The organism is Sphingobium sp. TKS (assembly GCF_001563265.1).
In the GTDB taxonomy this organism is placed as follows: Bacteria; Pseudomonadota; Alphaproteobacteria; order Sphingomonadales; family Sphingomonadaceae; genus Sphingobium.
Genome location: NZ_CP005083.1, coordinates 2,904,080 through 2,924,097 on the forward strand (window position 1 = coordinate 2,904,080; position 20,018 = coordinate 2,924,097).

Sequence of the window (20,018 nt, forward strand, 5' to 3'; positions counted from 1 at the left end):
GCGGGACCGGGGTGGGGCAATGGATTGGAAGAGCCAATTGAACAGACGAACAAAGGCCGCTCATGAAAATATCGTCATGCTGAAACCAGTCCGGCATGACGATGAAGGGCGCAGCTTCGCGCAGGCTCTCAATGCAGCCCGCGATAATTGCCGGGCGGGTCGCTGGCGGGGAAGCTCTCATCATTCTGCTCGTCGACCAGATCCCAGTCGCGCGCATCGATATGCTGCTCGTCCGGCCCGGCATCGCGCACCCGGCCCGAAGTCATGGGGGGCGTCCAATGCTCCTCTGCCTCGCGCTTCGCCTGCCATTCTTTCCACCCCTTCCACGCCGCGGCGCCCAGTCCGGTAAGGAATGCCAGCTTTAAAAAACCCTTCATCTCGGCTTCTCCTGTGCTTCGTGCAAATGGACCCATTCGGCGCGATTGCCGCCGATGCTGTCGGGCGGCAGAGGGATTTCGCCTTCCTCATCGGTGCCGCCGGGCGGCTCGACCGAAGGAGCGGCGGGCGCGATCGCCCATCGCTCACGCAGCGCCGCGTCGATCATCGCCTGCCAGACGCGCTCGTCGCCAGCCTCCCGCATGACGTCATCGGGACTTTTGATGATGGCGAGCAAGCTGGCGGCATCCTCCACCTGATCCTGCCAGCGGTCCGGCCCAAGGTCGGGATTGCCGGCCGCCAGATGGCGCGCCAGCCGTTCGAGAAGAGAGCGCTGCTCCATGCACCTTTGAACGCGGTTCCGGCTGGTCTGTTCCGCAGATCGTAACGCTTGTGCAGCGGTGTGAACGGCCGCGCGCGTCAGTCGTTACATCGGGCAGGAAAGCGGAAGGAGAAGATCATGCCCCAAGGCGACAAGAGCAGCTACACCGACAAGCAGAAGCGCAAGGCCGAGCATATCGAGCAGGGCTATGAGGATCGCGGCGTTTCCCGCCAGGAGGCGGAACGGCGGGCCTGGGCGACGGTGAACAAGGAATCGGGAGGCGGCAACAAATCCGGTTCCGGCCGGGGCAAGCCGGACAGCCATGCCTCGTCGCGCAAGGGCGGCAGGAAGGGCGGCGCCGCATCGGCCCGGCGCCCGGCGGCGGATCGCTCCGCCGCCGCTAAGAAGGGCTGGGAAACCCGCCGAAAAAGGACACATGCCAAAAGCGGTTAGGCGCGGCTATTTCGATCTTCCGGCTGGTAATGCGGCAGACCCAGACCCTTCCATATGGCGATGGCGCGCAGCAGGAAACCGATCAGGGCGGCGATCAGCCCCGCAAAGGGAACATCCAGCCCCATCCAGCGCAGGAACACGAAAAGGCCCGCCGCCAGCGCCGCCGCCGTGACATAGAGTTCGGGCCGCAGCAGGATGGAAGGCTCCCCCGCCAGCAGATCGCGCATGATGCCGCCGACGCAGCCGGTGACGACGCCCATCATCGCCGCCACCAGGGGCGGGACGCCATAGCTCATCGCCTTGGCCGCGCCATAGACGGCAAAGGCGGCAAGGCCCACCGCATCGAGCCAGTCGAGAGCATGATCGCTCCACCAGCGGCGGGGGGTGAACCAGACGAGCAGCGCCGCGATCATGCAGGCGATGGCGGGCACGGCGTCACGGACCCAGAAGACCGGCGCGCCGATCAGCAGGTCGCGCACCGTGCCGCCCCCTACCCCAGTCACCAACGCGAAGAAGGCGAAGGTGACGAGCGTCTGGCGCAGGCGCGCGGCCGCCAGCGCGCCGGACGCCGCGAACACGAAGGTGCCGACGATGCTCAGCGTTTCGAGGACCGGGCCGATCTGCGGCAGCAGCGTCTGGTTCACGGACGGCGCAGCGCTTTATTTCGCCAGTTCAGCCTCTATGGCCGCGATCAGGCCCGCGTCATCGGGCGCTGTCGTGGGCGCGAAGCGGGCAGCGACCGTGCCGTCCTTGGCGATCACGAATTTCTCGAAATTCCAGAGCAGCTCGGGTTCGGGATTGGGCGTGATGCCATAGCCCGCCAGCTTTTCGCGGAAAGCGGCGCCTTCGCCCTTGGCCGTCGGCTGGGCGCTGGTGAGCGCGGCGTAGAGCGGATGCTTTTCCGGGCCGGTGACGACGATCTTCTCGAACATTGGGAAATCGACGCCGAAATTGGTGGTGCAGAAGGTCGCGATCTCGTCATTGCTGCCCGGTTCCTGCGCGCCGAAATCATTGGCGGGGAAGCCGGCGACGACCAGACCCTTGTCCTTATATTCGGCGTAAAGCTTCTCAAGACCCTCATATTGCGGAGTCAGGCCGCATTTGGAGGCGACATTGACCGCCAGCACCACCTTGCCCGCATAGTCGGCCAGGCTGGCGTCGGCGCCCTTGATGGTCTTGAGCGGGATTTGCTGAATATCGGTCATTTTTTCGTCTCCTTGGAAATGGGGATGAACCGGGCCGTCATATGGCCGCGCCGAAAAGCTTGCCGACGCCGGAGGTCGCGAGCATCGCGAACACCCCCCAGAAGACCACGCGGGCGACGGCGCGCACAATCCCGCCGCCGCCGAGCCGCGCCCCGATATAGCCCAGCGCGGCCAGGCAAATCAGGGACGTGACGGCAACGGCGACGATGGCATGGGAAGGGCTGGCGACCGCGGCCAATACAGGCGCGACGGCTCCGACGGAAAAGGTCGCGGCGGATGTCAGCGCGGCCTGAATCGGCCGCGCGGTGCTGATTTCGGAAATGCCCAGCTCGTCGCGCGCATGGGCGGCAAGGGCGTCGACATTCATCAACTGCGTCGCCACCTGACCGGCGAGATCGGGCGTCAGGCCGCGTTCGACATAGATGTCGCGCAATTCCTCCCATTCCGTATGCGGTTGCTGGGCCAGCGCCTTCTTTTCCTTGGCCAGATCGGCGCGCTCGGTATCGGATTGGGCGCTGACGGAAACATATTCGCCCGCCGCCATAGACATGGCGCCAGCGACCAGCGCGGCGATGCCGGAAAGAAGGATGGTATCCCGCGCCGCGCCGGAAGCCGCGATCCCGGTCAGCAGGCTGGCGGTCGAGACGATGCCGTCATTGGCGCCCAGCACGGCGGCGCGGAGCCAGCCGACCCGGTTGACATAATGGACCGCGTGATGGCCGTCGATCACGTCCATGTCCTGTATGGTTGTGGACTGTTCCATGCGCCCTGTCCCCTGACTGCGTCCCGTGAATGCCCGGCATTGGCTAACAGATGAGAGGATCGGCGCAAGGCCTTCTATCCACTGAGCCCCTCGGCCTTTTCCGCCAGTTCCAGCCAGCGCTCCTCCGCCGCGTCCTTTTCGGCGCGGGCCTTTTCGATCGCCTTGGTGAGCGTGTCGAACTTTTTCGGATCGCGGCTGTAGAGACTGGGGTCGGCCAGCGCTTCTTCGTCGCGGGCGATGGCGGCCTCGATCTCCTCGATGCGCCTGGGAATCAGGTCGAAATCGCGCTGATCCTTGTAGCTGAGCTTGGTCGAGGCGCTTTTCTGCGGCGGCGGCGCGGCGGCCTTCTTCTCGGCCTTGGGCGCATTTTTCGGCTGGCGCTTGGCGACCCAGTCGGCATAGCCGCCGACGATCACGTCGATCGTGCCGGAGCCATCCAGCCCCAGCGTCACGGTGACTGTACGATCGAGAAAGTCGCGGTCGTGGCTGACGATCAGGACCGTGCCCTCATAATCGGCAATCACTTCCTGGAGCAGATCGAGCGTTTCGAGGTCGAGATCGTTGGTCGGCTCGTCAAGGATCAGCAGGTTCGATTCGCGGGCGAATTCGCGCGCGAACAAGAGGCGGGAGCGTTCGCCGCCCGAGAGCGTCCCCACCTTCGCCTCAGCCAGCGAGGGGTCGAAGAGGAATTCCTTGAGATAGCCGTGGACATGTTTCCGCACGCCGCGCACGTCGATCCAGTCGCCGCCTTCGGCCAGCACATCCCGGACACGCTTGTCGGGCTGCATCAGGCTGCGCTGCTGGTCGATGAAGATCATGTCGAGCGACTTGGCCTGTTTGACCTGACCAGAGTCGGGCGCGAGTTCGCCGGTCAGCAGCTTCAGGAGCGTGGTCTTGCCCGCGCCATTGCCGCCGACGATGCCGATGCGGTCGCCGCGCTGGATGCGCAAGGAGAAGTCCTTGATGACCGTGCGATCCCCGAAATTTTTCGTGACATGCTCGGCAGTGATGACGCTTTTCGTCTTGTTGTCGTCGCTGGCGACGGCGATCTTCGCGACGCCCTGCGGCCCCACCATAGCGGCGCGTTGGGCGCGCATTTCCCAGAGTTTCGCGAGGCGGCCCTGGTTACGCTTGCGCCGCGCGGTGACGCCGCGCTCCAGCCAGTGCGCCTCAATCTTGAGCTTGGCGTCCAGCTTTTCGGCGGCGCGGGCTTCCTCGGCATAGACCGCTTCCATCCATTCCTCGAAGCCGCCGAAGCCGATTTCATTGCGACGGATGCCGCCCCGGTCGAGCCACAGCGTCTGGCGCGTCAGCCGGGTCAGGAAAGCGCGGTCGTGGCTGATGACGATGAAGGCGCCGTTATAGCGGCTGAGCCAGCCCTCCAGCCAGTCGATCGCGTCGATGTCGAGATGGTTGGTCGGCTCGTCCAGCAGCAGCAGGTCGGGTTTGCTCGCCAAAGCGCGAGCGATCGCGGCGCGGCGACGTTCGCCGCCCGAAGCGGTCGCGGCTTCGCGGTCGAGGTCGGTGCCAAGCTGGCTGGCGATGGCGTCGACTTCATGGGCGGGCGGCGCGAACTGGCCCGCCAGCGCGAAATCGCGCAGCGTGGCGAAGCCGGCGACATCGGGGTCTTGCTCCAGCATGATGACGCGCGCGCCGGGGCGGACGGAACGGTTGCCCTCATCCGGTTCGATCTGGCCGGCGATGAGCTTCAGCAGCGTGGTCTTGCCCGCGCCGTTGCGGCCGATCAGCGCTAGCCTGTCCTTCTCCCCGACGAAAATGTCGAGATTGCGGAAAAGCCAATGGGTGCCTTGCGAGAGGCCGAGATTTTCGAAGGAAAGGATAGGAGCCGCCATGGGCGTGCAGCTAGGCCTTCGGGCGTCCCAGAGCAAGAGGCGTCCCAAAAGGGGAACCGGAAGCTGTCTGACGGCTTTCAACGCGTGTCAGCGTCCGTTCATCGCAACCGTCACAATAGACATGCATCGCTTTTTGAGGAGAAAGCCCCGTGAAATCAAAGGCTATGAAATCAATGTTCGCCCTGATGGCCCTTGGCGCTGCCCTGCCGGTTTCGGCCATGGCGCAGACCAGCGTCACCATCGCTGAAACCGCGCCGATCGTGACGCTGAACGTCACGGAAACCGTGGAAGCCGCGCCCGACATGGCGACAGTGGGCACCGGCGTCCAGACCCGCGCCCAAACCGCCGCCCAGGCGATGCGCGACAATGCGGCGCAGATGGACAAGCTGATCGCCGCGCTGGTGAAGGCGGGAATCCCGAAGAAGGATATTCAAACCAGCGGCATCAATCTTTCCGCGCAATATGATTACAGCAATCGCGACGGGCAGCCGTCGGGGCCGCGCTTCATCGGCTATGAAGCGTCGAACCAGCTTTCGGTGAAGCTGCGCGACATCAAGAAGGTTGGTACGCTGCTCGACACCATGGTGGAGGCCGGGGCGACCAATGTGAACGGGCCGAGCTTCTCAATCAGCGATCCCACGCCGATGCTGGCGCAGGCGCGGGCGGCCGCGCTCAAGACCGCCAGGGCGCAGGCGGATTTCTACGCGCAGGCGGCCGGCTATCGGTCGGCGCGGCTGGTTTCGCTGGCGGAGAGCAATAGCGGTGGCCAGCCGCCCATGCCGATGATGGTGACGGCGCGGTTCAAGGCGGATTCAGCGCCCGCCACGCCGGTCGAGCCGGGGCAGGTCGGGTCTTCGGTGACGCTGACGGTGCAGTACGCGCTGGAGAAGTGAGTGAGCTTGATCCTTCCCATCGACGGATGGGGAGGATCAAGCTTGGCTTTCCCCATTCACCACCTGTTCAATGGTTCCCGGCTATGCCAAGGTCATGCGAATGATGCGGTTCAGACTGATAGCAGGGCTGGGAGCCATGGCGGCACTTTCCGTCACGAATCCCACCGCTTATGCCAGCAGCCAGCGCGACGAGCAGGATGCCGCGCGGCGGGCCATGCTGGACGGACAGGTCATGCCCTTTTCCGTCATCAAGCGCCGGGTCGACGCCGCCATGAACGGCGCCACCTATCTGGGCAGTGAGTTCAACCCCTCCACCAACCGATATCGCCTGAAATATGTGAAGGACGGCAAGGTGCTATGGGTTGATGCGGACGGTCGCACGGGCGATATAATCGGCTGGGCGCGTTAAGTGCGCGCCGCCTGACCTTTGGGCACAACAACAGAAACGGGGCCATATGCGTCTGCTGATCGTCGAAGATGAACCTAGCCTCGGGCAACAGCTCCGCAATACGCTGGAGGGCGCGGGTTACGCCGTGGATCTGGCCGACGATGGCGAGGACGGACATTTTCTGGGCGCGACCGAAAGCTATGACGCGGTGGTGCTGGATCTGGGCCTGCCGACCATCGACGGCCTGACAGTGCTGGACCGCTGGCGCAAGGAAGGCCGCAGTTTTCCGGTGCTGGTGCTGACCGCGCGCGATAGCTGGTCGGACAAGGTGGCGGGGCTGGACGCTGGCGCGGACGACTATCTCGCCAAGCCCTTTCAGAGCGAGGAACTGATCGCCCGCCTGCGCGCGCTCATTCGCCGCGCTTCGGGCAATGCGTCGAGCGAGCTGACCGCCGGTGACGTGCGGCTGGACACGCGATCGGGCAAGGTGACGCTGAAGGGCGAGCCGGTGAAGCTCACCGCGCAGGAATATAAGCTGCTCTCCTACCTGCTCCACCACAAGGGCAAGGTGGTGAGCCGCACCGAGTTGATCGAACATATTTACGACCAGGATTTCGACCGCGATTCCAACACGATCGAAGTGTTCGTGACGCGCATCCGCAAGAAGCTGGGCGCCGACGTCATCACGACGATCCGTGGCCTGGGCTACAGCCTCGACGAACCGGGACGGTAATTGGGGCCGAGGTTCCGGCGCCTGCGATGACCGATCCCCACGCTCCTTCCCAGGTTCTCTCCACCGGCTCGCTGAGCCGCCGCATGATCGGCATTGCCGCGCTGTGGATCAGCCTGCTGCTGCTGGGCGGCGGGCTGGCGCTGGACCGCGTGCTGTCCGACGCGATCACGCGCAATTTCGACGACGGGATGAACTATGTCCTGACCGCCATGATCGCATCGGCGGAAATCGGCCCGGATGGCGAAGTATTGTTCAACCGCGAACCCGCCGACCAGCGGTTCCTGGAGCCCAATAGCGGCATTTACTACCAGATCAGCGGCAAGGGGCACGAGGATTGGCGGTCGCGGTCGCTGTGGGACCGGGCGCTCAAGGTCAATCCCGAGCATCATGACGACGCCCCGCACATTTATGACAGCAACCAGTTTCCTGGCGAAGATCTGCGCGTCATGGAGCGTAGCATCATCCTGCCGGGGTCGGATACGCGCTGGATGTTCATGGTGGCGCAGGCGCGCGAAGGGCTGGACGCGCAGATCAAGACATTGCGGTCGACCCTGTTCGAAAGCTTCGCGCTGCTGGCCCTGGGGCTGATCGTGCTGGCGACGTTGCAGACGCTTTACGGGCTGCGGCCGCTGCGCAAGGTGCGGCATGAGATCGTGCGGATGCGGGCGGGCGAGAAGAATCGCGTGACCGAGCCGATGCCCGCCGAAGTCCTGCCCATGGTCGAGGAACTGAACGCCCTGCTCGCCCATAATGAGCGGCAGGCGGAGGAAGCGCGAACCCATGCGGGCAATCTCGCCCATGCGCTGAAAACGCCGCTGACCGTGATCATGAACGCCGCCACCGCGCAATCGCCCGATCTGGGCGACACGGTGATCCGCGAAGCGACGACGATGCGGCGGCAGGTCGACCACCACCTCGCCCGCGCCCGCGCCGTGGGGCGGCGCGGCGCGGCGCACAGCCGGGCGGAGGTGTGGGCCAGCCTGGATGCGGTCGAGCGCGCGGTACAGCGGCTCTATCCGGATGTGCGGATCGACATGGATGGCGACAAGGAGGCCGCCGTACGTGTCGAGCGGCAGGATCTGGACGAGATGCTGGGCAATCTGGTCGAGAATGCCGCCAAATATGGCGGCGGCAGCGTGTTCGCGACCGTCGGGCGCCGGGGATCGATGATTGAAATCCTGGTCGAGGATGACGGGACGGGCATTGCCAAGGCGGACCGCACGCGCATTTTCGACCGGGGCGTCCGGCTCGATTCGGGAAAGCCGGGCACCGGCCTTGGCCTGGCCATCGTGCGCGATGTCGCGGAAATCTATGGCGGGTCGGTCGCGCTGGAAGAAAGCGAGGATCTGGGCGGCGCGATGGTCCGGCTGCGGCTGCCTGCCGCCTGATGCGGCGGCCTTTCTATCTGGTTGGCGGGTTCCTGTCGCTCGGACTGGGGACGATCGGAGCCTTTCTGCCGCTCCTGCCGACCGTGCCTTTCATGATTTTGGCGGCCTTTTGCTTTGCGCGGTCGAGCCCGGCGCTGGAGGCGCAACTGCTTGAGCATCGCCATTTCGGATCGCATATCCGCCGCTGGCGGGAGAAGGGCGCGATCAGTCGGCGGGGGAAGAAGGCGGCATTGGCGGCCTTTGCGTTCAGCGTGGTGCTCGCGTTGGTATTTTCGCCTTTTCCATGGTTCCTGCTACCGATCGCAGCGGCACTGATCGGCGGAACCTGGATATGGACGCGGCCGGAATAAAAAGCCCGGAAACTTGCGTAACGCCGTGCCGATCAGTTCATCGCCAGGATCATGTTCCGCACCTGCGGATAGACCTGCTTTTCCCATTTGCTGCCGGAAAACACGCCATAATGGCCGACGCCAGGCTGGAGATGATGGCGCTTCAGATGCGGGCGCAGGCCCGTGCAGAGCGCATGGGCGGCCGCCGTCTGGCCCACGGCGCAGACATCGTCCTTTTCGCCCTCGACGGTCAGCAGGGCGGTGTTGCGGATCGCGCCCGGATTGACCTTCCGCCCGCGATAGGTGAGTTCGCCCTTCGCCAGTAAGGTCCGCTGAAACACCTTGTCCACGGTTTCGAGGTAGAATTCCGCCGTCATGTCGAGCACGGCGAAATATTCCTGGTAGAAGGTCTTGATCTTGTCGGCCTCCACCTGCTTGCCGTCGGCCAGCAATTGGTAAAGTTCGCGATGCGCCGCGCCGTGCCGATCCATGTTCATCGACATGAAGGCGGAAAGCTGAAGAAAACCGGGATAGACCCGCCGACCACGCCCCGGATAGCGCATCGGCACCATGCTGATCAGATTTTCCTCGAACCATTCGATCGACTGATCATTGGCGAGTTCGTTGACCACCGTGGGCGCGGCGCGCGTGTCGATCGGCCCGCCCATCAGCGTCATGGAACGCGGGGTTGCGGGATCCTTGTCCTCCGCCATGATCGACACCGCCGCCATTGCCGGAACGCAGGGTTGGCATACCGACACCAGATGCGACCCCGGCCCCAGTTCCTGCATGAAGGTCATGATATAATCGACATAATCGTCGAAACCGAAGCGCCCGGCGCTCAGCGGCACGTCGCGGGCGTTCTTCCAGTCGGTGATGTAGACGTCATGGTCGCGGAGCAGGGTCTGGCAGGTGTTGCGCAGCAAGGTCGCGAAATGGCCGGACATGGGCGCTACCACCAGCACCTTGGGCTGGGCGGTCTCCACATCGTCCTTCGCGAAGTGCAGCAGGTTGCCAAAGGGCAGGTCCAGCGCCACTTCTTCCCGAACGGAGACGACCGCATTGCCGCTGTGCACCTCCGTTATTCCATAGGCCGGGCGGCGATGCGTCAATTTCGCGCCCTGGAAAACATCCATCAGGGCGAACATGCGGCGCGGCACGGGCCAATCCCCGGCGGGACCCATCCTGTCCTTGAACGAAAGAGCGATCTGAGCACCGAATCGCGCGGGGGCCATCATGTCGTTCCAGGCCTGATAACCACTATATAGCATCATCATTTTGCTCAAAATGCGTCCTAAGCTCTTCCGGCACCGATTCGGCCATCTGTACAATCGTTATACAGCTTTTCGATATTGCACCGCATCATGATTGATGGAAACATAGAGACGAAGCGGGAGGATTGCCATGGCCGACGCCGAATTAACCATTTCCAGCAAGACTTATTCATCCTGGTCCCTGCGTGGATGGCTGTTGTGCCGTCTGGCGGGCCTGAAGGTCGTGGAAAAAACGATCGCGCTCGATGATCCTGAAAACAGGGCGGAATTGCTGCTCTTGTCGCCTTCCGTGCTGGTGCCGCGGCTGACCCACGAAGGGGCGAGCGTATGGGATACGCTCGCAATCGCGGAATATCTGCATGAGCTTTATCCGCATGCCGGGCTCTATCCGGCGGATCGGATCGCCCGCGCGCATTGCCGTTCGGTTTCGGGCGAGATTCATTCCGGCTTCATCAACCTGCGGTCCGCCCTGCCCATGAACCTGAAGGTCAGGCATGAGAAATTTCCCGTCTTTTCAGGCGCCAAGCAAGACATTGAGCGGATCGAGGAGATCTGGACCGAATGCCTGAACGCCTATGGCGGTCCCTGGCTGTTCGGGGAACGGCCGACCGTGGCCGATGCGATGTTCGCACCGGTGGCGCAGCGTTTCCTGACCTATGCCGTAGCGCTGTCGTCCAAATCCGCCGCCTATTGCAACTGGAGCAACGACTGGGATCTGATGCGCGAGTGGATCGACGCGGCGCGCAAGGAGAAGGACGAGGTCGAGGAACTGGAAGTCGAGTTTTAGGGCCAATCGACATTCAGCCCTGACGGCCTGCAAATGGCGCTTTTCCGTGCTTCCGGTGCTCACGTACTTTTAGTACGCTGCGCTCCAGGTCACGAAAAACCACCATTTTCGGCACGTCATCATCTGAATGTCGATTGGCCCTAGGCCTAGCTCTCGATCCCGCTCAACCATTCGGCAATCATTGCGCGACCGGCGGCGACGGCGCCGGGGCCATGATCGGCATGGTCCTGCCGCAGGGCGATGCCGCATTGCTTCGCTATGTCGAGATCGGCCCAGAAATGTGTGAGCCAGTCCTCAAAGCGCGGGTCTTCGCCCATTTCCGCGTGGAATTGCAGCGCAAGCAGGTTGCGTCCCCGGCGGAACGCCTGATGCGCGTAATTATCGGTTGAGGCGAGCAGGTCGACACCGGCGGGCAAGTCGAATGTGTCGCTGTGCCAGTGCAGCACCGGCACATCCTCCAGATGACGAAGCGGGGAATCGGCCCCCGCCCCGTTCAACCTGACCGGCGCGAAGCCCAGTTCCATATGACCGCCGGGATAGACGGGGGCGCCCAGAGCCGCGGCGATCATCTGGCTGCCGAGGCAAACGCCGAGCGTCGGCAAATCCTGCTCCAGCCGGGCGGCGAGCTTTTCGATCTGGTGGGGTATCCAGGGGTGAATGTCATGCTCATAGACGCCCATCGGGCCGCCCATCATGATCAGCAGGTCGGGCGTGCACAGGTCGGCATCGAAAAAATCAGGACTGGCGACGTCAATCCGCTCGATCTCAAAGCCTGCGGCCTCGATCGGCTGGAGATACCCCGCCGCTCCTTCGCGCGGCACATGACGGACGATCAGCGCTTTCTTCATCTCTACCGCGTTGGTAGCCAAATGAATCGCCGGCCGCCACCCCAGCCTTTCTTGGCTTTGCGAAATAACTGCTATGGGCGCGCGACCCGACGGATGCGCCAGAGCGCGGCGAAGCCGATGCCGCTCCAGATGATATTGAGCACCATCGAGGGGATGGCGCCATGCCACCAGGTGTTGAGGACGAAGAAGGCCGCGCCGAGCGCGTTCATCCATTGGAAGGCCGGTGATCCGCCGGAAAGGCGGCCGGTCGAGACGAGGATATAAGCGCCCAGGACGAGGATCGCGCCAAGCCAGCCGACGGCTTCCACAAGGATGGTCAAGATCGTGTCCCCAAAAAAGAAAGGGGCCGCCTCCTTTGCGGGAGGCGGCCCTTCTTTCCTTATCTCAGCGCTTCAGCCGATCAAGCGGCGAGCTTGCGCAGCACATATTGGAGGATGCCGCCGTTCAGGAAGTAATCCAGTTCGTTGACGGTATCGATGCGGCACAGCGCGGTGAAGGTGAAGGTCGAGCCGTCGGCGCGCTTCACGATCACGTCCACATCCTGGCGGGGCTTGAGGCCCGCGACATTCTGGATGGTGAAGGTTTCATCGCCCGTCAGGCCCAGCGTGTCCTTGTTCTGACCGTCCTTGAACTGGAGCGGCAGCACGCCCATGCCGACCAGGTTCGAGCGGTGGATACGCTCGAAGCTCTCGACGATGACCGAGCGGACGCCCAGCAGGTTGGTGCCCTTCGCCGCCCAGTCGCGCGACGATCCGGTGCCATATTCCTTGCCGCCGATGACGACCAGCGGCGTGCCGTCGGCCTTGTGCTTCATCGCCGCGTCGTAGATCGGCAGCACTTCGCCGTCATATTTCGTCATGCCGCCTTCGACGCCGTCCAGCATCAGGTTCTTGATGCGGATATTGGCGAAGGTGCCGCGCATCATGACTTCGTGATGGCCACGGCGCGCGCCGTAGCTGTTGAAGTCGGCCTGCGCGACCTGACGCTCCTGTAACCACTTGCCGGCCGGCGAAGTCGCCTTGATCGAGCCTGCGGGCGAGATGTGGTCGGTGGTGATCGAGTCTCCGAAGATCGCAAGCGGCTTGGCTTCGATGATGTCCGTGACCGGCGCCGGGGTCATGCTGAGACCCTCGAAATAAGGCGGGTTGGCGACATAGGTCGAACCGGCGCGCCAGCTATAGGTGTCCGAACCCTTGACGTCGATCGCCTGCCAGTGCGCATCGCCCTTGTAGACATTGGCGTAGCGGGCCTGGAACATCGCACGGTCCATGCAGCCGGCCATGGTCGAGGCGACCTCGTCATTGGTCGGCCAGATGTCCTTCAGGTAAACGTCATTACCCGCCGCGCTGACGCCGATCGGGGTGGTGATGAAGTCCTCGATCACCGTGCCCTTAAGCGCATAGGCGACGACCAGCGGCGGGCTGGCAAGGAAGTTGGCGCGCACGTCGGGCGATACGCGGCCTTCGAAGTTGCGGTTGCCGGAGATCACGGCAGCTGCGACGAGGCCGTTTTCGTTGATCGCCTTGCTGATCGGCTCGGCCAGCGGGCCGGAGTTGCCGATGCAGGTGGTGCAGCCATAGCCGACCAGGTTGAAGCCGACCGCGTCGAGGTGCGACTGAAGGCCGGCCCTTTCCAGATAGTCGGTGACGACCTGCGAACCGGGGGCGAGCGAGGTCTTGACCCAGGGCTTTGGCTTCAGGCCCAGTTCGTTCGCCTTCTTGGCGACGAGGCCAGCGGCGACCAGAACGCCGGGGTTCGACGTGTTGGTGCAGCTGGTGATCGCGGCGATGGTGACGTCGCCGTCGCCAATGTCGAAATCCTTGCCCTCGACCGGAACGCGCTGCTGCGCCTTCTTGTAGACGTTCGCCAGGTCGGCGTTGAACACGTCATCGACTTCCGGCAGCGAAACACGGTCCTGCGGACGCTTGGGACCGGCGAGGCTGGGGACGACGGTGGCGAGGTCCAGTTCCAGCGTATCGGTGAAGACCGGCTCGATGGAGGGATCGATCCAGAAGCCCTGCTCCTTGGCATAGGCTTCGACCAGCGCGATATTCTCTTCGGTGCGGCCGGTCAGACGCATATAATCCAGCGTCTTGTCGTCGATACCGAAGAAGCCGCAGGTCGCGCCATATTCCGGCGCCATGTTGGCGAGCGTCGCGCGGTCGGCCAGCGACAGCGAGGCAAGGCCGGGACCGAAATATTCGACGAAGCGGCCGACCACGCCCTTGGCGCGCAGCATCTGCGTAGCGGTCAGCACCAGGTCGGTGGCGGTCACGCCTTCCTTCAGTTCGCCGGTCAGCTTGAAGCCGACGACTTCGGGGATGAGCATGGAGACGGGCTGGCCCAGCATCGCGGCTTCGGCCTCGATGCCGCCCACGCCCCAGCCCAGAACGCCCAGGCCGTTGATCATCGTGGTGTGGCTGTCGGTGCCGACGCAGGTGTCGGGATAGGCGACGGTGACGCCGTCCGGGCCTTCGCTCGACCATACGGCCTGCGCGATATTTTCCAGGTTCACCTGATGGCAGATGCCGGTGCCCGGCGGCACGGCATAGAAATTGGCAAGGCTCTTGCTGCCCCACTTCAGGAAGTCGTAGCGCTCCATATTGCGCTGATATTCGATTTCCACATTCTGTTCGAACGCCTTGGGCGTGCCGAATTCGTCGACCATGACCGAGTGGTCGATGACGAGGTGGACGGGCACCTGCGGGTTGATCTTGCTGGCGTCGGCGCCCAGCGCGGTCATCGCGTCGCGCATCGCGGCGAGGTCGACGACGCAGGGAACGCCGGTGAAGTCCTGCATCAGCACGCGGGCGGGGCGATACTGGATTTCGCGCTCGGCCTTGCCCTTGTCATTCTGCCAGGCGACGATCGCCTTGATGTCGTCGGTGGTGACAGTGACGCCATCCTCGAAACGGAGCAGGTTTTCCAGCAGCACCTTCATCGAGAAAGGCAGGCGCGAAACGTCTCCAAGCTTCGCAGCGGCCTTTTTCAGCGAATAATAGGCAATGTCCTTGCCGCCGACCTTCAAAATGTCGCGCGTGCCGAGTGTGTCCTGTCCGATGGCGGTCATGAGTCGTGCGTCTCCTCGCAGTGCCCCGACCATGCGAAGGCAGGATGACGCAGTTCCACCAGAGGCTCGCCGGACGGCGGAAAACTACCGAACGGAAAGGTGGCGGGATGCGCCCCAACTCACGGCCGAAGCGGGTATGTCCCGATGCGCGCCGCCATAGCGCCTGCGCGCCTCAAGTCAAATGCGAAGGCGCGAAAATGGGACAGTGGCCGGAATCTTTCTTGTAGACGCGATCATCCGGCGCGGGATACATTGAGTTGCAGCCGCGTTCTGATGCAAGGAGCGGGCTCTGCAGAGATGATAAGGGTCGCTCGCTCTGACGTTCGTCGTTGCATCCAAGCTGATGTAAAGCTCGGGGGTATTTCCGATTTTTGCGTCGATGCCGTGATATGTGTCTGAGGAGGAAGAGACGATGCGCCCAGTGTCCAACCTCGCGACCGGCAAGTCATTTGACCCGGCCTTAAGGGGTTACATCATTCATTATCATCCGGGGGAAGCCAATCATTGCCCCAGTTGCGGCCGCAGCCAGTGGATGGTCGGCCGTCTGATGGCGGAATGCGCCTATTGCGAAACCGCGCTGCCGCTGGAGAATAATCGGGGGTTCGGAGCCTGTGCGCGCTTTGTCAGCACGCATGACGTCATGACGTCCTACGACCCTCGCGACTCGATCAATCCCTGACGGGAAGAAGGCCGCTGGCCGTCAGGCCGCGGCCACCCCTTCCACCTCCACTATGCCATCCCCGGCATAATAGCCCTGCACCCGCACCCGTTTTTCGACATGATCGACGGGGACGCGCAGCAGCACCAGCCGGAAACTGCCGCCCAGATCGCGCTGGAGCAGGAATCCGGCCTCATCGCGTATCAACCGACCGGTTTCGTCCACTCCAGCGCCAATATCAGTCATAGCGCATCAATCTATCGCGTTCTTGATGCCCTTGCCAGCCAATAGGCCAAGGACGAGGAAGATCGCGAACAACGCGATCGCCAGCACGAACAGGAACTTGGCGATGCCGACAAATGTGCCCGCTGCACCGCCAAAGCCCAATATGGCCAGTATGGCGGCGATCACGAGCGAAATGATGGCCAGACGGATCATGCGACACTCCTTCCGTTGAAAGACCTAGGTTTTCCAACGGATGGTGAGGCGGCGGGTTCCGGCGAGCGCCGCTTCTGCGAAGTTGCAATATCAAATCCTGCCCATGCCGGGCATGGGCGGGATTTGGGCCGATGCGCGCTATCATCTATTTGCGTCACTCATTTGAAATATTCTGCTTCCTCATAACTGCAATTCGGCATCAAACGGCTGGCAGCTGCCATAGCCTGCATCTTCAAGAGGACATTTTGACCTATTGGAGGCCTGCCCGATGAAATTCACCCGTCTGATGAGCGTGACCCTGATCGCGGGCGTCGCCGTTGCCGCCGCCGCGCCGCTGAGCGCGCACGGCATCTGGTTCGCGCAGCGCGCCAAGCAGTTGGCGCTGATCTATGGCGTGGGCGCGGACGATCTGGACGCGGTGAAGCGCCTGCCGCTGGTCAAGACCGTGACCGGCTATGACAGCGACTGGGCGCCGGTGAACACCTCGCTGCGGGCGGCGGGCGCGATCCCCGTGGTCGACAGCGACGAGCCGATCGCCGCCGTCGCCGCGATCATGGACTATGGCTATTGGAGCAAGACGCCCGACGGCGAATGGCATAATAAGGGCCGCGACGAAGTGCCCAACGCCACGCTGGCCGAACATAATTTCAAATATGCCGTGCATCTGACCCAGGTGCCGACCAAGCCGGTTCCGCTGTTGGAAGGCCACACGCTCCAACTGGTGCCCGCCGACCTCGCCATCCCGCAGAAGATGGGCGAGCCGATGAAGGTGCGCGTCTATTACAAGGGCAAGCCGATCGCCGGTGCGACCGTCATGCAGGATTATGTGAACGATCCCGACGAAGCCGCGCCCGCCAAGACCGGCCCGGACGGCACCGCGACGATCAAGCTGCGCAACCAGGGCATCAACGTGCTGATGGCGATCTATGTCGGCCAGACTACCGACAAGAAGGTCGATCATGAGGAATATCGCGCCTCGCTGTCCTTCGTGCTGCCGCATCTGCCGGAATAAGCCCCCTTCCCCCTTTCACGGAGACTTCCCATGAAGATCGATCTTTTCCGTAGCTGCATCGCCGCCCTCGCCCTGATCGCCGCCCCGGCGGTCGTCCACGCCCATGGCAGCATGAAGCCGCAGCATGGCGGGATGGTCCAGATGACGGGCGAAACCATGTTCGAGCTGGTCACCGGCCCCAAGGGCGTCGACGTGTATCTCAGCGAAGAGGATGAGCCGATCCCGGCCGCCGGCTACACCGCCAAGCTGACGCAGACCGCGGCGGGCAAGAAGACCGAAGCGGCGCTGAAGGCCGCAGGCGGCAACAAGCTCAGCGCGCCGGGCTTCAAGGCGGCCAAGGGCGCGAAGATCGTCGTCGCGCTGATCGACAAGAACGGCGCCAAGACCTTCGCCACCTTCCAGACGAAGTAAGAACGGCCATGCACAGCGCGACCCTTAACAGGCCGTTGACGAAGTCGGCGGTGGCTGATTCAGTGCGGCAGTGGGATTGTCTGGCGGGTTAGCGGCGATGGCGATGGGGCGTGATAGCGAGGTCCAGTCCGATTTGATCGTGACGTGGGCGGAGATACCGCGTTCACCGGGGCATGTTTTCTACGACAAGCTCCAGAAGCTGCTGGCCGAGGCGGGCTTCGATGGCTTTGTCGAGAAGACGTGCAAGCCCTATTATGCGCCGCGGATGGGAGCCCCGTCGCTGCCGCCGGGCCGCTATTTCCGCATGCTGCTGATCGGCTATTTCGAGGGCATCGACAGCGAACGCGGGATTGTCTGGCGCTGTTCGGATTCGCTGTCGCTGCGGGAGTTCCTGCGACTGTCGAGCCGCGACAAGGTCCCTGATCATAGCTGGTTGTCGAAGACGCGGAGCCGCCTGCCGCACGAGGTACATGACCAGATCTTCGGCTGGGTACTGGCCCTCGTCGCCGGGCACGATCTGGTGAAAGGCGAGCGGATCGGCGTCGATGGCTCGACCATGGAGGCGAACGCCGCGCTGCGTACCATCGTGCGGCGTGACAATGGCGAGACCTACCGCGAGATGCTGGTGCGCATGGCGCAAGAGAGCGGCATCGACACGCCGACGATCGACGACCTTGTCCGGCTCGATCGCAAACGCAAGGGCAAGAAGCTGTCGAATGCGGACTGGGCGAGCAAGACCGATCCCGACGCGAAGGTCGCGCGGATGAAGAACGGCTCGACGCGTCTGGCCTACAAGCCCGAACACGCGGTCGATCTCGACACGGGTGTTATCGTGGCAGCGCCGATCCACCCGGCCGACAAGGGCGACACGACAACGCTCGACGCCACGCTGGAGACGGCAGCACGCAACCTCGCCGACATTGGCCTGGCGCCGACGTCCGGGGATCCCTGCGATCTTGTGACCGATAAAGGCTATCATTCGCGCGAGCTCCTCAAGGGTCTCGACGGCGACATCTGGAAGACGCGCATCGCCGAGCCGGCACCGCCGAATGGATATCTGCGCTGGCACGGCGACGAGGCTGCCCAGAAGGCCGTCTACGCCAATCGGTCTCGCCTGAAATCCGCCGTCGGACGCAAGGCGATGCGCAAGCGTGGTGAGATGGTCGAGCGTAGCTTTGCCCACGTCCTGGATCGCGGCGGCATGCGCCGCGCGTGGCTGCGCGGGCGCGAGAATGTTCACAAGCGTTATTTGATCCACGTCGCCGGGTTCAATCTTGGCATTCTCATGCGCGCCCTGTTCGGTTGCGGCACTCCGAGGGGCGCCAGGGGCGCATCCAAGGCATTCTTGTTCGTAGTTCAGACCGATGTTGCGCTCGTCATCGCCCTCGTCGCCGAGTTCGACGGAGAAAGGGCCATGCTCCTCATCGTTTTTACCCCTGAAGGCGCTGACAGACCCGGCTGAAAACCGACTTCGTCACCGCGCTGTTAACCCGCTTCTCAGTCCCACGATGCGGCGGGTCGCGCTGCTGGCTCTGGGGCTGGTGTTGGCGCTCATGAGTTCCACGCTCTGGGCGCATGGCGTCAACGAAAACGACAAGGCCTTCATCGAAGGCGCCTCGGGCGTCAACATCATTCCCTATATGTATCTCGGTGCCAAGCATATGGTCACCGGATACGACCATCTGCTGTTCCTCGCCGGGGTCATCTTCTTCCTCTACCGGCTGAAGGATGTCGGCGCCTATGTGACTTTGTTCGCCATCGGGCACAGCACGACGCTGCTGCTGGGCGTGATCTTCGACATTCGCGCCAATCCCTTCATCATCGACGCAATCATCGGCCTGTCGGTGGTCTATAAGGCGATCGACAATCTCGACGGCTTCCGTACCTGGCTGGGCTTTTCGCCCAATCCCAAGGCGGCGGTGCTGATCTTCGGCTTCTTCCACGGCTTTGGCCTCGCCACCAAGCTCCAGGAACTGACGCTGGCGAAGGACGGGATGATCCCCAACCTCATCAGCTTCAACATCGGCGTCGAAATGGGCCAGTTCATGGCGCTGACCATCATCCTGCTGCTGATGAACCTCTGGCGCATGAGCGACAGTTTCCGCCGCAGCGCCATCCTCGCCAATGCCGCGCTGATGACCGCCGGCTTCGTCCTCATCGGCTACCAGCTGGCCGGCTATTTCACCCAAGGGGCCTGACATGAACACGCAGAGTATTTCCGCGCTTCCTGCCCAAATTTCGCCCTCCCCCTCCACGCTCGCCAAGGCGACCGGCGGCGCGGTGATCGCCGCCGCCGCGATCCTGACGCTGTTCGTGCTGCCCGCCGAATATGGCATCGATCCCACCGGCGTCGGCACGGCACTGGGCCTCACCGGCATGGTCGCGGGCAAGGCGCAAGCGGCGCCTGCCGCCCCCGCCCCCGTCACGGCGAGCGATATTCCCACGCCCAGCAAGGCCAGCATCTCCAAGTCCACGCCCTGGCGTCAGGATGAAATGACCATCAGCCTGCCCCCGCACAGCGGTCAGGAGGTGAAGGCGCATATGGAAAAGGGGGACAGCTTCATCTTCACATGGAAGTCGAGCGGCCCGATCAAGGCGGAGATGCATGGCGAGGAGCTGAACGCCGCCAACGACGCCTTCACCGATTATTGGAAGGAGCTGGAGATCAGCGGCGGTCAGGGCGACTTCACCGCCCCCTTCGGCGGCATCCACGGCTGGTATTTCCGCAACAAGGGCGAAACGCCCGTGACCGTCACCGTCAAGACGGTCGGCTTCTACAAGGATCTCTATCAGCCCAAGGCTGAGTGAGCGTATAAGG

General features: G+C 63.3%; 25 protein-coding genes. 13 read left to right on the top strand and 12 right to left on the bottom strand.

The window, feature by feature from the left end:
* Positions 1-128: 128 nt before the first annotated feature.
* Both K426_RS14430 and K426_RS14435 read right to left on the bottom strand, forming a co-directional pair.
* The gene (locus K426_RS14430) at positions 129-377 is read right to left on the bottom strand and encodes a hypothetical protein (RefSeq protein WP_066558391.1); all 249 of its coding nucleotides are present in this window, start codon (positions 375-377) and stop codon (positions 129-131) included.
* Complete coding sequence (locus K426_RS14435) at positions 374-718, bottom strand: hypothetical protein (protein ID WP_066558395.1); 345 nt, start codon at positions 716-718, stop codon at positions 374-376. Before K426_RS14435 ends, K426_RS14430 begins: the two co-directional genes overlap by 4 nt.
* A 117-nt stretch (positions 719-835) precedes the next feature.
* Between K426_RS14435 and K426_RS14440 the strand changes: the two genes are divergently transcribed.
* Positions 836-1,150: a plasmid stabilization protein gene (locus tag K426_RS14440; RefSeq protein ID WP_066558397.1), complete on the top strand. Its 315-nt coding sequence runs from the start codon at positions 836-838 to the stop codon at positions 1,148-1,150.
* Here K426_RS14440 and K426_RS14445 read toward each other — a convergent pair.
* The 4 genes from K426_RS14445 to K426_RS14460 form a co-directional block, all read right to left on the bottom strand.
* Entirely contained in the window at positions 1,147-1,794 is a 648-nt protein-coding gene (locus tag K426_RS14445; RefSeq protein WP_066558401.1) for a trimeric intracellular cation channel family protein, read from the bottom strand. The two genes, K426_RS14440 and K426_RS14445, sit on opposite strands and share 4 nt — an antisense overlap.
* Before the next feature lie 15 nt (positions 1,795-1,809).
* The gene (locus K426_RS14450; RefSeq protein ID WP_066558402.1) at positions 1,810-2,355 is read right to left on the bottom strand and encodes a glutathione peroxidase; all 546 of its coding nucleotides are present in this window, start codon (positions 2,353-2,355) and stop codon (positions 1,810-1,812) included.
* A gap of 37 nt (positions 2,356-2,392) precedes the next feature.
* Positions 2,393-3,118, bottom strand: coding sequence for a VIT1/CCC1 transporter family protein (locus K426_RS14455; protein ID WP_066558404.1), 726 nt, complete (start codon positions 3,116-3,118; stop codon positions 2,393-2,395).
* Between the two features lie 74 nt (positions 3,119-3,192).
* Entirely contained in the window at positions 3,193-4,971 is a 1,779-nt protein-coding gene (locus tag K426_RS14460; RefSeq protein ID WP_066558408.1) for an ABC-F family ATP-binding cassette domain-containing protein, read from the bottom strand.
* 164 nt (positions 4,972-5,135) lie between these two features.
* Here K426_RS14460 and K426_RS14465 point away from each other — a divergent pair, with 164 nt between their 5' ends.
* The 5 genes from K426_RS14465 (at position 5,136) to K426_RS14485 (ending at position 8,723) form a co-directional block, all read left to right on the top strand.
* Entirely contained in the window at positions 5,136-5,864 is a 729-nt protein-coding gene (locus K426_RS14465) for an SIMPL domain-containing protein (RefSeq protein WP_066558413.1), read from the top strand.
* Between the two features lie 70 nt (positions 5,865-5,934).
* Complete coding sequence (locus tag K426_RS14470) at positions 5,935-6,273, top strand: hypothetical protein (RefSeq protein WP_066558417.1); 339 nt, start codon at positions 5,935-5,937, stop codon at positions 6,271-6,273.
* A 46-nt stretch (positions 6,274-6,319) separates the two neighbouring features.
* Positions 6,320-6,985, top strand: coding sequence for a response regulator transcription factor (locus K426_RS14475; protein ID WP_044662519.1), 666 nt, complete (start codon positions 6,320-6,322; stop codon positions 6,983-6,985).
* Positions 6,986-7,068: 83 nt separating this feature from the next.
* On the top strand, positions 7,069-8,373 hold the full coding sequence (locus K426_RS14480) for a sensor histidine kinase (RefSeq protein ID WP_082748908.1): 1,305 nt from the start codon (positions 7,069-7,071) through the stop codon (positions 8,371-8,373).
* Complete coding sequence (locus tag K426_RS14485) at positions 8,373-8,723, top strand: YbaN family protein (RefSeq protein ID WP_066558424.1); 351 nt, start codon at positions 8,373-8,375, stop codon at positions 8,721-8,723. Before K426_RS14480 ends, K426_RS14485 begins: the two co-directional genes overlap by 1 nt.
* Before the next feature lie 32 nt (positions 8,724-8,755).
* Here the strand turns inward: K426_RS14485 and K426_RS14490 are convergent, their stop codons facing one another.
* Positions 8,756-9,979, bottom strand: coding sequence for a polyhydroxyalkanoate depolymerase (locus K426_RS14490; protein WP_066558426.1), 1,224 nt, complete (start codon positions 9,977-9,979; stop codon positions 8,756-8,758).
* A gap of 127 nt (positions 9,980-10,106) precedes the next feature.
* On the opposite strand from K426_RS14490, the gene K426_RS14495 reads away from it, so the two are divergent.
* Positions 10,107-10,763: a glutathione S-transferase gene (locus tag K426_RS14495; protein WP_066558429.1), complete on the top strand. Its 657-nt coding sequence runs from the start codon at positions 10,107-10,109 to the stop codon at positions 10,761-10,763.
* Between the two features lie 146 nt (positions 10,764-10,909).
* Here K426_RS14495 and K426_RS14500 read toward each other — a convergent pair whose 3' ends face one another.
* The 3 genes from K426_RS14500 to acnA form a co-directional block, all read right to left on the bottom strand.
* A complete protein-coding gene (locus tag K426_RS14500) occupies positions 10,910-11,611 on the bottom strand; it encodes a glutamine amidotransferase (RefSeq protein WP_066558431.1) in 702 nt (233 codons plus the stop codon).
* Positions 11,612-11,682: 71 nt separating this feature from the next.
* Positions 11,683-11,931: a CBU_0592 family membrane protein gene (locus K426_RS14505; RefSeq protein ID WP_176392495.1), complete on the bottom strand. Its 249-nt coding sequence runs from the start codon at positions 11,929-11,931 to the stop codon at positions 11,683-11,685.
* A gap of 80 nt (positions 11,932-12,011) precedes the next feature.
* Positions 12,012-14,681 carry an aconitate hydratase AcnA gene (acnA, locus tag K426_RS14510; protein WP_066558436.1) on the bottom strand — a complete coding sequence of 890 codons (2,670 nt, stop codon included), beginning with the start codon at positions 14,679-14,681 and terminating at the stop codon, positions 12,012-12,014.
* 412 nt (positions 14,682-15,093) lie between these two features.
* Between acnA and K426_RS14515 the strand changes: the two genes are divergently transcribed.
* Positions 15,094-15,360 carry a hypothetical protein gene (locus tag K426_RS14515; protein ID WP_066558443.1) on the top strand — a complete coding sequence of 89 codons (267 nt, stop codon included), beginning with the start codon at positions 15,094-15,096 and terminating at the stop codon, positions 15,358-15,360.
* A 21-nt stretch (positions 15,361-15,381) separates the two neighbouring features.
* On the opposite strand, the gene K426_RS14520 is transcribed toward K426_RS14515, so the two are convergent.
* On the bottom strand, positions 15,382-15,585 hold the full coding sequence (locus K426_RS14520; protein ID WP_066558445.1) for a DUF5818 domain-containing protein: 204 nt from the start codon (positions 15,583-15,585) through the stop codon (positions 15,382-15,384).
* Positions 15,586-15,591: 6 nt separating this feature from the next.
* Positions 15,592-15,777, bottom strand: a complete 186-nt coding sequence (locus tag K426_RS14525) for a DUF1328 domain-containing protein (protein ID WP_066558449.1) — start codon at positions 15,775-15,777, stop codon at positions 15,592-15,594.
* A gap of 268 nt (positions 15,778-16,045) precedes the next feature.
* Here K426_RS14525 and K426_RS14530 point away from each other — a divergent pair, with 268 nt between their 5' ends.
* The 5 genes from K426_RS14530 to K426_RS14550 all read left to right on the top strand — a co-directional run bounded on the left by K426_RS14530 (position 16,046) and on the right by K426_RS14550 (position 20,008).
* Entirely contained in the window at positions 16,046-16,789 is a 744-nt protein-coding gene (locus K426_RS14530; RefSeq protein ID WP_066558451.1) for a DUF4198 domain-containing protein, read from the top strand.
* Positions 16,790-16,819: 30 nt separating this feature from the next.
* Complete coding sequence (locus K426_RS14535) at positions 16,820-17,200, top strand: hypothetical protein (RefSeq protein WP_066558453.1); 381 nt, start codon at positions 16,820-16,822, stop codon at positions 17,198-17,200.
* A 97-nt stretch (positions 17,201-17,297) separates the two neighbouring features.
* A complete protein-coding gene (locus tag K426_RS14540) occupies positions 17,298-18,662 on the top strand; it encodes a transposase (protein WP_013039168.1) in 1,365 nt (454 codons plus the stop codon).
* A 46-nt stretch (positions 18,663-18,708) separates the two neighbouring features.
* Positions 18,709-19,398: a HupE/UreJ family protein gene (locus K426_RS14545; RefSeq protein WP_066558455.1), complete on the top strand. Its 690-nt coding sequence runs from the start codon at positions 18,709-18,711 to the stop codon at positions 19,396-19,398.
* Position 19,399: 1 nt separating this feature from the next.
* Positions 19,400-20,008, top strand: coding sequence for a hypothetical protein (locus K426_RS14550; RefSeq protein ID WP_066558459.1), 609 nt, complete (start codon positions 19,400-19,402; stop codon positions 20,006-20,008).
* The last annotated feature ends 10 nt before the right edge of the window (positions 20,009-20,018 follow it).

Bases quoted from the DNA above. Each gene is read 5' to 3' on its own strand.
- K426_RS14530 (WP_066558451.1), top strand. From the start codon at position 16,046: ATGAAATTCACCCGTCTGATGAGCGTGACCCTGATCGCGGGCGTCGCC.
- acnA (WP_066558436.1), bottom strand. From the start codon at position 14,681: ATGACCGCCATCGGACAGGACACACTCGGCACGCGCGACATTTTGAAG.
- K426_RS14430 (WP_066558391.1), bottom strand. From the start codon at position 377: ATGAAGGGTTTTTTAAAGCTGGCATTCCTTACCGGACTGGGCGCCGCG.
- K426_RS14485 (WP_066558424.1), top strand. From the start codon at position 8,373: ATGCGGCGGCCTTTCTATCTGGTTGGCGGGTTCCTGTCGCTCGGACTG.
- K426_RS14465 (WP_066558413.1), top strand. From the start codon at position 5,136: ATGAAATCAATGTTCGCCCTGATGGCCCTTGGCGCTGCCCTGCCGGTT.
- K426_RS14515 (WP_066558443.1), top strand. From the start codon at position 15,094: ATGCGCCCAGTGTCCAACCTCGCGACCGGCAAGTCATTTGACCCGGCC.
- K426_RS14490 (WP_066558426.1), bottom strand. From the start codon at position 9,979: ATGATGATGCTATATAGTGGTTATCAGGCCTGGAACGACATGATGGCC.
- K426_RS14550 (WP_066558459.1), top strand. From the start codon at position 19,400: ATGAACACGCAGAGTATTTCCGCGCTTCCTGCCCAAATTTCGCCCTCC.
- K426_RS14470 (WP_066558417.1), top strand. From the start codon at position 5,935: ATGGTTCCCGGCTATGCCAAGGTCATGCGAATGATGCGGTTCAGACTG.
- K426_RS14535 (WP_066558453.1), top strand. From the start codon at position 16,820: ATGAAGATCGATCTTTTCCGTAGCTGCATCGCCGCCCTCGCCCTGATC.
- K426_RS14480 (WP_082748908.1), top strand. From the start codon at position 7,069: ATGATCGGCATTGCCGCGCTGTGGATCAGCCTGCTGCTGCTGGGCGGC.
- K426_RS14455 (WP_066558404.1), bottom strand. From the start codon at position 3,118: ATGGAACAGTCCACAACCATACAGGACATGGACGTGATCGACGGCCAT.
- K426_RS14495 (WP_066558429.1), top strand. From the start codon at position 10,107: ATGGCCGACGCCGAATTAACCATTTCCAGCAAGACTTATTCATCCTGG.
- K426_RS14525 (WP_066558449.1), bottom strand. From the start codon at position 15,777: ATGATCCGTCTGGCCATCATTTCGCTCGTGATCGCCGCCATACTGGCC.
- K426_RS14540 (WP_013039168.1), top strand. From the start codon at position 17,298: ATGGCGATGGGGCGTGATAGCGAGGTCCAGTCCGATTTGATCGTGACG.
- K426_RS14440 (WP_066558397.1), top strand. From the start codon at position 836: ATGCCCCAAGGCGACAAGAGCAGCTACACCGACAAGCAGAAGCGCAAG.
- K426_RS14435 (WP_066558395.1), bottom strand. From the start codon at position 718: ATGGAGCAGCGCTCTCTTCTCGAACGGCTGGCGCGCCATCTGGCGGCC.
- K426_RS14460 (WP_066558408.1), bottom strand. From the start codon at position 4,971: ATGGCGGCTCCTATCCTTTCCTTCGAAAATCTCGGCCTCTCGCAAGGC.
- K426_RS14450 (WP_066558402.1), bottom strand. From the start codon at position 2,355: ATGACCGATATTCAGCAAATCCCGCTCAAGACCATCAAGGGCGCCGAC.
- K426_RS14545 (WP_066558455.1), top strand. From the start codon at position 18,709: ATGCGGCGGGTCGCGCTGCTGGCTCTGGGGCTGGTGTTGGCGCTCATG.
- K426_RS14500 (WP_066558431.1), bottom strand. From the start codon at position 11,611: ATGAAGAAAGCGCTGATCGTCCGTCATGTGCCGCGCGAAGGAGCGGCG.
- K426_RS14520 (WP_066558445.1), bottom strand. From the start codon at position 15,585: ATGACTGATATTGGCGCTGGAGTGGACGAAACCGGTCGGTTGATACGC.
- K426_RS14475 (WP_044662519.1), top strand. From the start codon at position 6,320: ATGCGTCTGCTGATCGTCGAAGATGAACCTAGCCTCGGGCAACAGCTC.